Raw genomic sequence first — 272 nt, 5'->3', positions numbered from 1 at the left:
TCGATGCTGCTGTCGGCCAAGTGGGTCGACGTCATGCGCGACGTCATCGACGAGCTCCCGGCCCCGGTGTACGCGGTAAGCCCCGAGCTCGCCGAGCAGGTCACCGGCTATCACGTGCACCGCGGCGCGCTCGCCTCCATGCAGCGCAAGCCGCTGCCGACGGCGACCGAGCTGCTCCAGACCGCCCGCCGCGTGGTGGTCATGGAGTCGGTCAACGACCACACCAACATCGGTGCCATCTTCCGCTCCGCGGCCGCCCTCGGCATGGACGC

Annotated in this window: 1 pseudogene; it reads left to right on the top strand. The window is 70.2% G+C overall.

The annotated features are described in order from the left end of the window. Positions 1 to 272: pseudogene (locus tag UK12_RS34725) on the top strand (TrmH family RNA methyltransferase); the annotation flags it as partial.

The organism is Saccharothrix sp. ST-888 (genome assembly GCF_000955975.1).
In the GTDB taxonomy this organism is placed as follows: Bacteria; Actinomycetota; Actinomycetes; order Streptomycetales; family Streptomycetaceae; genus Kitasatospora.
This window is presented reverse-complemented; position numbering and strand designations above follow the sequence as displayed.